This is a genomic window from Klebsiella sp. JN_Kp126, from assembly GCF_033843325.1.
GTDB classification, from domain to species: Bacteria; Pseudomonadota; Gammaproteobacteria; order Enterobacterales; family Enterobacteriaceae; genus Klebsiella; species Klebsiella michiganensis.
This window is the reverse complement of the sequence record NZ_JAWXQV010000051.1, coordinates 82,730-91,743: the sequence shown is the minus strand read 5'-3', so window position 1 is coordinate 91,743 and position 9,014 is coordinate 82,730. Positions and strand designations below refer to the sequence as shown.

11 protein-coding genes are annotated in these 9,014 nt (G+C 52.4%); 5 read left to right on the top strand and 6 right to left on the bottom strand.

Annotated elements, in window-relative coordinates; all coding sequences use genetic code 11:
• Positions 1-328 precede the first annotated feature (328 nt).
• The gene (locus SIK97_RS10305) at positions 329-883 is read left to right on the top strand and encodes a gamma carbonic anhydrase family protein (protein ID WP_014839658.1); all 555 of its coding nucleotides are present in this window, start codon (positions 329-331) and stop codon (positions 881-883) included.
• On the opposite strand, the gene SIK97_RS10300 is transcribed toward SIK97_RS10305, so the two are convergent.
• From SIK97_RS10300 to dprA, 6 genes are read right to left on the bottom strand one after another with little or no spacing between them, the layout of a single operon-like run.
• Positions 859-1,116: a DUF1488 domain-containing protein gene (locus tag SIK97_RS10300; protein ID WP_014227027.1), complete on the bottom strand. Its 258-nt coding sequence runs from the start codon at positions 1,114-1,116 to the stop codon at positions 859-861. The genes SIK97_RS10305 and SIK97_RS10300 overlap by 25 nt on opposite strands.
• Positions 1,113-1,931: a shikimate dehydrogenase gene (gene aroE / locus SIK97_RS10295; protein ID WP_014227028.1), complete on the bottom strand. Its 819-nt coding sequence runs from the start codon at positions 1,929-1,931 to the stop codon at positions 1,113-1,115. The genes SIK97_RS10300 and aroE overlap by 4 nt, the downstream gene beginning before the upstream one ends.
• A gap of 3 nt (positions 1,932-1,934) precedes the next feature.
• Complete coding sequence (tsaC, locus tag SIK97_RS10290; protein WP_004854739.1) at positions 1,935-2,507, bottom strand: L-threonylcarbamoyladenylate synthase type 1 TsaC; 573 nt, start codon at positions 2,505-2,507, stop codon at positions 1,935-1,937.
• A 4-nt stretch (positions 2,508-2,511) separates the two neighbouring features.
• Entirely contained in the window at positions 2,512-3,054 is a 543-nt protein-coding gene (locus tag SIK97_RS10285; protein WP_071846057.1) for a type I DNA topoisomerase, read from the bottom strand.
• Positions 3,055-3,081: 27 nt separating this feature from the next.
• Positions 3,082-3,555: a DUF494 family protein Smg gene (gene smg / locus SIK97_RS10280; RefSeq protein WP_025107517.1), complete on the bottom strand. Its 474-nt coding sequence runs from the start codon at positions 3,553-3,555 to the stop codon at positions 3,082-3,084.
• The gene (dprA, locus tag SIK97_RS10275; RefSeq protein WP_014227031.1) at positions 3,527-4,651 is read right to left on the bottom strand and encodes a DNA-protecting protein DprA; all 1,125 of its coding nucleotides are present in this window, start codon (positions 4,649-4,651) and stop codon (positions 3,527-3,529) included. Before dprA ends, smg begins: the two co-directional genes overlap by 29 nt.
• 129 nt (positions 4,652-4,780) lie before the next feature.
• Between dprA and def the strand changes: the two genes are divergently transcribed.
• Genes def through trkA form a run of 4 tightly spaced genes read left to right on the top strand, consistent with a single transcriptional unit; the run spans position 4,781 to position 8,991 of the window.
• The gene (gene def / locus SIK97_RS10270; protein WP_004854751.1) at positions 4,781-5,290 is read left to right on the top strand and encodes a peptide deformylase; all 510 of its coding nucleotides are present in this window, start codon (positions 4,781-4,783) and stop codon (positions 5,288-5,290) included.
• A 14-nt stretch (positions 5,291-5,304) separates the two neighbouring features.
• Positions 5,305-6,252, top strand: coding sequence for a methionyl-tRNA formyltransferase (fmt, locus tag SIK97_RS10265; RefSeq protein WP_025107519.1), 948 nt, complete (start codon positions 5,305-5,307; stop codon positions 6,250-6,252).
• Between the two features lie 51 nt (positions 6,253-6,303).
• The gene (gene rsmB / locus SIK97_RS10260) at positions 6,304-7,593 is read left to right on the top strand and encodes a 16S rRNA (cytosine(967)-C(5))-methyltransferase RsmB (protein ID WP_032751524.1); all 1,290 of its coding nucleotides are present in this window, start codon (positions 6,304-6,306) and stop codon (positions 7,591-7,593) included.
• 21 nt (positions 7,594-7,614) lie between these two features.
• Positions 7,615-8,991 (top strand): Trk system potassium transporter TrkA, encoded by a 1,377-nt coding sequence (trkA, locus tag SIK97_RS10255; protein WP_004125888.1) that lies wholly within the window; start codon positions 7,615-7,617, stop codon positions 8,989-8,991.
• The last annotated feature ends 23 nt before the right edge of the window (positions 8,992-9,014 follow it).

Genomic DNA, 9,014 nt, shown 5'->3' with positions numbered 1-9,014 from the left:
AGTGCAACGCGGCTTTCGCTCACCGTTGCGAGGTGGCGTATATTACGCTTTCCTCTTTCAGAGTCAACCCGTTATTTCAGGATTTTTTCTCTTCAACCGACCCGGTTGTTTGTGAAGTGATTCACATCTGCCGTGTCAGTGGGAGCGCATTATAGGGATCCCATTTTTTTGCACAAGCCTTTTTTCGATCTTTTTTTCCAAATGATGTTTTTTCAGCCGCTTCGCGGCGTTCTTGCTCAATTTGCTCAATTTTTACCACAATAAGGGGTTGCAGACGGCCAGAAAAGCAACCAAAGTCTCTGCACTCCCTTCTTTTATTGAGGTAACCATGACCACCAGCTTGCGTCGTTATAAAGATTTATTCCCTAAAACGGGCCTACGCGTGATGATCGACAGCAGCAGCGTGGTGATCGGCGATGTCAGAATAGCTGACGATGTCAGTATCTGGCCTCTGGTCGCCATTCGCGGTGATGTGAACTATGTGGAAATAGGCGCCCGCACTAACATTCAGGACGGTAGCGTCTTACATGTCACGCATAAGTCTTCATCTAATCCACACGGCAATCCACTTATCATTGGCGATGATGTTACCGTCGGTCATAAGGTGATGCTACACGGCTGCACTATTGGTAACCGGGTCCTGGTCGGTATGGGTTCGATTTTGTTGGATGGCGTGATTGTTGAAGACGATATAATGATTGGGGCTGGCAGTCTGGTGCCTCAGAACAAACGTCTCAAGAGTGGCTATCTTTACTTTGGTAACCCGGTAAAACAGATACGCCCCCTGACAGAGGCGGAAATTGCCGGGCTACAATATTCAGCGAACAACTATGTAAAGTGGAAAGGTGATTACCTGGCTCAGGAAAACCAGATCCAACCTTGAGCATCTTCTTGCTGGTCGAGAATGAGATCCTGGGCTTCATCTTCCAGATCCCAGCGATGTTCACGAAAAGCGGCCAGCCATTGCGCCGGCTCTTCACCGCCAAAACGCTTCTTGAGCACCGTTAGCGTTAAGGCGCAGGTAAGCTGCATGCCGTTAACTAATGCAGGAAAAGCGATACATTGACGCGCTTCATCCCATACCTCTCTGTCTGGAAACTGAATTGCCTGGTTCATGCATTCAGTTCCTTCTGCAAAGCCGCAATGACTGGCGTAATTTCTGGCAGAACGCCGTGCCACAACAGCACCGCATGAGCAGCCTGCGCCACCAGCATTCCCAACCCATCAGCGCATTTTGTCGCACCGTGTTGCTGGCATAAGGATAAAAATGGCGTACTACCTTTCTGGTAAAACATGTCGTAACAACAGACATGGGGATTTATTAAGGTAACAGGGATCGCGGGAACACCGCCGTCAATACCGCTGGATGTCGCATTAATAATGAGATCAAATTCCTGACCGCCTAATGCTTCTATATCCAAAGCGCGGACGCTGCCGGTATGAGCAAAAAGCGTAGCCAGTTCATGGGCGCGAGAATAGGTACGATTAACAATAGTCACGGCACAATCCAGCGACAGGAGAGGAAGCAAAACGCCGCGTGAAGCCCCACCTGCGCCAATAAGCAATACCCGGAATCCTGGTTTAATAAAACCCAGCCGTTCCAGATCGCTCAGTAGTCCAATACCATCGGTATTGTCCCCCAGCAGGCGGCCATCCTCCAACCGTTTAAGCGTATTGACCGCACCGGCCAGCGCTGCGCGTTCGGTTAGCTCATCTGCTCGCGCGAAGGCCTCTTCTTTAAAAGGCACGGTGACGTTCGCTCCCTTACCGCCTTCATTAAAGAAGGTATCGAGAGTCGTAACGAAATCATCGAGCGGAGCCAGGATACGGCCATAGGGATGCGTAATTTGCAACTGCTGGGCAAAAAGCCGATGAATAGATGGCGACTTGCTATGGGCAATAGGGTGTCCGAAGACGGCATAAGTTTCCATGAGTTACCCCTGGCGGAAGAGTTCGCCCGTCAAGGCATCACGTATTTCAGATGGGTTTTGACGCCCTCCCGTAGCCCCGTCAACGACCGGGAAATCAGCGCCAAACTGCGCATAAACTTCTGCCGTCGTGCGGCAAGGAGGCTGGCCAGACAAATTTGCGCTGGTTGAAACCAGCGGTTTTCCGTAAGCATTACACAGTTCGACCACCAGCGGATGATCCGTGACTCGCACAGCCAGTGAATTGAAGCGCCCCGTCAACCAACGCGGCGTTGAAGCGCAAGCGGGGAAGACAAATGTCACAGGCCCTGGCCAGCAAGAAAAAATCGTCTCCAGCTGCTCATCGCTAAGTTGCGTATCGTCAATATAGGGTTTGAGTTGCTCGAAGTTCGCCGCAATCAGGATCAGCCCCTTTTCAACGGGACGCTGTTTAAGTGCAAGCAGGCTCATGACGGCCTTTTCGCTATCGGGATCGCAACCGACGCCAAAAACGGCTTCTGTTGGATAGGCGATGACATGTTCATTATTCAGAAGCGCCACAGCACGTACGATGGCTTCTGAGGGCAGGTTATTATTCACAGATTTATTCCGCCGGTATCGGCTTTCCACATTGTTTGCTGGCACAGAAGCGTTTAACGCCCTGCGCCGTTTTCTTTTCGATTAGCAACGGGTAATGACACTCTGGACACTCGCCCGCCACTGGCCTGAAGTTTATGACGAACTGGCAATCGGGGTAACGATCGCAGGAATGGAAGTTTTTTCCAAAACGTGAGCGGCGCTGAACCAAATGCCCTTGCCCGCACTGTGGGCAGGCAATTGCGGTTTCATCCGGCTTATCGATAAGTTCAGTATGTTCGCAATTTGGATAGCTGCTACAACCGATAAACATACCAAAACGCCCCTGGCGTAGTACCAGCACTGCGCCGCAAGACGGGCACGTTTGCCCCTCCAGAACTTTGACAATATGTCCGTCCGCCTGATTTTTCAGGGGCCGGACATAGTCACAGTCAGGATAATGCGAGCAGCCGAGAAAAGGCCCGTGTTTCCCGGAGCGTATTACCAGTTCAGCCCCACACTGCGGGCAGGGTTCGTTTTTACGCACCGAGAACAGCGCTGTTTTGGTCATAACAATTCTAATGTCGCAGCAAAAAAGTTAGTGCAGCATACCTTCATTTACTTCAAAGAGTAATTCTTCCATTTGCTGGTAGGCATTTTCGCAACCGGGAATATTGAACAGCACCATCAGGATCACCCATTTGAGATCTTCCAGATCGAACTCTGCCGTATCCAGCGCCAGTACACGCTCAATCACCATTTCCCGTGTTTCGAGGTTCAACACCTGAATTTGCTCAAGGAATAATAAGAATCCCCGGCAGCTTGCATCAAGACGCAGGCACTCCTCGTCGGTGTAGACTCGTAACGAGAGTGGGTCAGAAGCAAGCTGCATTGGCGCAACAAGCCCCTCCTGGTAATCAGCCAGTTTCTCCAGCCACATCAGGGCGTTATAGATATCTTCTCGTTCAAAACCGGCATCGGTCAGATCCCGAGTCAGCTTGTCCTGATCCACGCGCATTTCTGCTTCGTTATGGATGTAAGTTTCAAACAGATACATCAGTACGTCGAACATGGCTTGCCCTCCTTAATCGGACATAGCCGCCGGGTACAGCTGCGATCCAGCCTGCTAACTCCAGTTCTAGTAGCTGGGCTACGGTTACTGGCACAGATTGGCCGGCACGTTCAGCGACAACGTCAACAGGTGTTACCTCATCTCCTACGTTAGCCAGGAGCTCTGGAAATGGCAATGCTACAGAAGGCCGATTACCGCAATTATTTGCGTCATCTGGTTCAGGAAGAACATATGGCAGCTCATCCCGCCAGTATTCGACGATGTCTTCCGGGGCTGTCACGGGAATCGCGCCCTGCTTGATAAGCCAGTGGGGACCTTCTGAACCCGGGCTGCCAATCGGCCCTGGCAGGGCAAACACATCCCTTCCCTGCTCCAGAGCATAACGAACCGTCACTAATGAGCCGCTTTTCAGGGCCGCCTCAATAACCAACACGCCGGCACTTAGCCCACTGATAATCCGGTTACGGCGAGGAAAGTTGCCCGGCAGGGGCGGGGTAAACAGCGGAAACTCCGAAATGATGGCGCCGCAGCTGTTTGTAATCTGTTCCGCTAGCGCCTGATGACGGCGAGGATAGATCTCTCTTAAGCCATTCCCTAAAACAGCAACCGTTTTACCTTTCCCTTCCAGCGCACCACGATGAGCAATTCCATCAATGCCAAGGGCCAGGCCGCTCGTGATCGTAATACCATAACGTGCTAAAGCTTCGCTAAAGAGTTTCCCCCAACGAGCGCCATACCATGAATGCGCCCGGCTCCCAATGACGGACAGCTGCCGGCTGCTCAGTAGCGCAGGGTCTCCACATACTAAAAGAGCGCAAGGAAAGTCGACAATCGCCCGCAGCTGGGGTGGGTAAAGCGGATCTTCGGCAGTCAGTAGATAGCAATTTGGTCGCTCCAGCCATTGCAGCGTGGCATCTATCTCGCATTGGTTAACGCTGAGGAAATGCTTCGATTGCGCCAGGCTCAAGCCACAGGCTCGCAAATCTTCTCGACCTAACGTCGCAGATGCACATAGCTGACGGGCGGCACTGATAGCACTCTCGCCATACAGGCTGCTCACCCTCATCAAACGTAACCAAATTTCCCTGGGCGTCATCCCTATCCCCCTGCCACAAGCGACTTTAACAATCTTTGCGATTGGACAGCGAGACTGTCAATTGCAGGGGGTTTTGTCTAGAATAGAGGTAATAATCTTTCCAACTCCTGAACACAACTCTGGATAACTATGTCAGTTTTGCAAGTGTTACATATTCCGGACGAGCGCCTTCGCAAAGTCGCAAAGCCGGTAGAAGAAGTAAATGCAGAAATTCAGCGTATCGTCGATGATATGTTCGAGACGATGTATGCTGAAGAAGGTATCGGTCTGGCCGCAACGCAGGTGGATATTCACCAGCGAATTATTGTTATTGATGTATCAGAAAATCGTGAAGAGCAGCTGGTATTAATTAACCCTGAGCTGCTGGAAAAAAGCGGAGAAACAGGCATTGAAGAGGGCTGCCTCTCTATTCCTGAACAGCGTGCTTTAGTGCCGCGTGCAGAAAAAGTGAAAATCCGCGCGCTCGATCGCGAAGGCAAACCTTTTGAGCTTGAAGCCGACGGTCTGCTGGCCATCTGCATTCAGCACGAGATGGATCACCTCGTCGGTAAGCTGTTCATTGATTACCTGTCACCGCTCAAGCAACAACGCATTCGTCAAAAAGTTGAGAAACTTGACCGTCTGAATGCTCGAGCTTAAGGACGAGAATAAACGTGTCAGACTCACTACGTATTATTTTTGCCGGCACCCCTGACTTTGCAGCACGTCATCTCGACGCGCTGCTGTCCTCTGGACACAACGTTGTTGGCGTCTTCACCCAACCGGACCGTCCGGCAGGTCGTGGTAAAAAACTCATGCCCAGCCCGGTGAAAGTTCTTGCTGAAGAAAAAGGCATACCGGTATTCCAGCCAGCTTCACTACGTCCGCAGGAAAATCAGCAGCTCGTCTCCGATCTGCGTGCAGACGTCATGGTCGTCGTAGCCTATGGGCTCCTTCTACCAAAAGCCGTGCTGGATATGCCGCGCCTGGGCTGCATTAACGTTCACGGTTCGTTGCTTCCGCGCTGGCGCGGCGCGGCGCCCATTCAGCGTTCGCTGTGGGCTGGCGATACCGAGACCGGTGTCACCATCATGCAGATGGATGTCGGTCTCGATACGGGTGATATGCTCTATAAACTTGCGTGCCCAATCACGGCCGAAGACACCAGCGGAACGCTGTACGACAAGCTGGCTAACCTGGGGCCGCAGGGGCTGATCGAAACCCTCAAGCAGCTTGCTGCAGGTACCGCGAAACCGGTTGTACAGGATGAAGCGCTGGTTACCCATGCGCAAAAACTCAGCAAAGAAGAAGCGCGTATCGACTGGTCTCTTCCAGCCGCTCAGTTAGAACGCTGCATTCGCGCCTTTAACCCGTGGCCAATGAGCTGGATAGAAATTGATGGCCAGCCGGTAAAAGTCTGGCAGGCGTCGGTTATCGATGTGGCCACTACAGCCGAACCGGGGACCATCATTGAAGCGACAAAACAGGGGATTCAGGTGGCGACCAGCGACGGCGTGCTGAATTTACTCTCGCTACAGCCTGCCGGGAAAAAAGCAATGAGTGCTCAGGATCTATTAAACTCGCGGCGGGAATGGTTCGCTCCTGGCAACCGTCTGGTCTGACGCGCCCTTCTTAATACGCCCGGTGTTGCCGGGCATTTTTATTTTGTGCTTATGAAAAAACAACTCAATTTACGCAGCCTGGCAGCGCAGGCCGTTGAACAGGTTCTCGAAAAAGGGCAATCCCTGAGCAACGTTCTGCCCCCGCTGCAACAAAAAGTATCCGATAAAGACAAAGCGCTGCTTCAGGAACTCTGCTTTGGCGTGCTACGTACCCTTTCCCAGTTAGATTGGCTGATCGGCAAGCTCATGTCCCGGCCGATGACGGGTAAACAGCGTGTTGTGCACTACCTCATTATGGTCGGCATTTACCAACTGCTGTACACACGGATTCCTCCTCATGCTGCATTGGCGGAAACGGTTGAAGGCGCAGTAGCGATTAAGCGCCCGCAGCTCAAAGGGTTGATTAACGGCGTATTGCGCCAGTTTCAGCGCCAGCAGGAAGAACTGTTATCTGAATTTTCTCGTAGCGAAATTCGCTTTTTACATCCGTCCTGGTTGTTGAAACGTCTGCAGAAAGCCTATCCAGCACAGTGGGAAGCGATCGTGGAAGCGAACAACCAGCGCCCGCCAATGTGGTTGCGCGTAAACCGTGTCCACCATCCGCGCGATAGCTGGCTGGCACTGCTGGAAGAGGCGGGAATGAAAGGTTTTACTCATCCTGCTTACCCTGACGCTGTGCGCATGGAAACACCGGTGCCGGTCCACGCATTGCCGGGGTTTGAAGAGGGTTGGGTTACCGTTCAGGATGCCTCCGCTCAGGGCTGCATCACATTTCTTGATCCAAAAAACGGCGAGCAAATTCTGGATCTGTGCGCGGCACCGGGGGGTAAAACCACGCATATTCTCGAAGCGGCGCCCGAAGCACAGGTGCTGGCCGTCGATGTTGATGAGCAGCGACTCTCCCGCGTCTATGACAACCTGAAGCGTCTGGGCATGAAGGCCACCGTTAAACAAGGTGATGGCCGTTATCCAGCCCAATGGTGTGGAGAGCAGCAGTTCGATCGTATTCTGCTGGACGCCCCTTGTTCCGCCACCGGCGTCATTCGCCGTCATCCGGATATCAAGTGGCTGCGCCGGGATCGTGATATCGCGGAACTGGCCCAGCTGCAGTCTGAAATTCTGGATGCCGTATGGCCGCATTTGAAAACTGGTGGGACTCTGGTTTACGCAACGTGTTCGGTATTGCCGGAAGAGAACAGCCAGCAAATTAAAGCCTTCCTGCAGCGTACTGCGGATGCGGTTCTCAGCGAAACCGGCAGCGCAGATTTGCCGGGCCAGCAAAATTTGCCAGGTGCTGAAGAAGGTGACGGCTTCTTTTACGCTAAGCTAATCAAAAAGTAATGAGATAACGAGTCGCGACTGATGAAAATTATCATATTGGGCGCAGGGCAGGTCGGTGGAACTCTGGCAGAAAACCTTGTCGGAGAGAACAACGATATTACGCTGGTAGACACGAATGGCGACCGCCTTCGCAGTCTTCAGGACAAATTTGATCTCAGAGTGGTTCAGGGCCACGGCTCGCATCCACGCGTGCTGCGTGAGGCGGGTGCGGATGACGCTGATATGCTGGTCGCAGTGACCAGCTCAGATGAAACGAATATGGTGGCCTGCCAGGTCGCCTATTCGCTGTTTAATACCCCAAACCGTATTGCTCGCATCCGCTCCCCGGATTATGTGCGTGATGCCGATAAACTTTTCCACTCAGAAGCGGTTCCTATTGACCACCTCATCGCGCCAGAGCAACTGGTCATTGACAGCATTCACCGCCTGATTGAGTATCCAGGCGCGCTGCAGGTTGTCAATTTTGCCGAAGGAAAAGTAAGCCTCGCAGTCGTTAAAGCCTATTATGGCGGTCCTTTAGTGGGAAACGCACTTTCAACTATGCGCGAACATATGCCGCATATTGACACACGCGTAGCCGCTATCTTCCGCCACGATCGCCCCATCAGGCCACAAGGTTCAACCATTGTCGAAGCCGGTGATGAAGTGTTTTTCATCGCCGCTTCGCAGCATATTCGCGCCGTCATGAGCGAACTCCAGCGCCTCGAAAAGCCGTATAAGCGCATCATGCTGGTTGGCGGCGGAAACATTGGCGCCGGGCTCGCCCATAAGCTGGAGAAAGATTACAGCGTCAAACTGATTGAACGTAATCAGCAGCGTGCCGCAGAGCTTGCAGAAAAGCTGCAAAATACGATCGTCTTCTACGGCGATGCTTCAGATCAAGAATTGCTGGCTGAGGAACATATCGATCAAGTCGATCTTTTCATTGCCGTCACCAACGATGACGAAGCCAATATTATGTCTGCCATGCTCGCAAAGCGCATGGGGGCAAAAAAGGTGATGGTGCTGATCCAGCGTCGTGCCTACGTCGATCTTGTTCAGGGGAGCGTGATCGACATTGCAATATCACCGCAGCAGGCAACCATCTCTGCGCTGCTCAGCCATGTGCGTAAAGCCGATATTGTCGGCGTTTCCTCCCTACGCCGCGGTGTCGCAGAGGCTATTGAAGCTGTCGCGCACGGAGATGAAAGTACTTCACGGGTGGTTGGACGCGCTATCGATGAGATTAAGCTTCCCCCCGGAACAATTATTGGCGCCGTTGTACGCGGTAATGATGTAATGATAGCGAATAACAATCTGCGTATTGAGCAAGGGGATCATGTCGTTATGTTCCTGACTGACAAAAAATTCATCTCTGACGTCGAAAGACTATTCCAGCCAAGTCCTTTCTTTTTGTAGTTCGCAGGCGTCGACAAGACGCC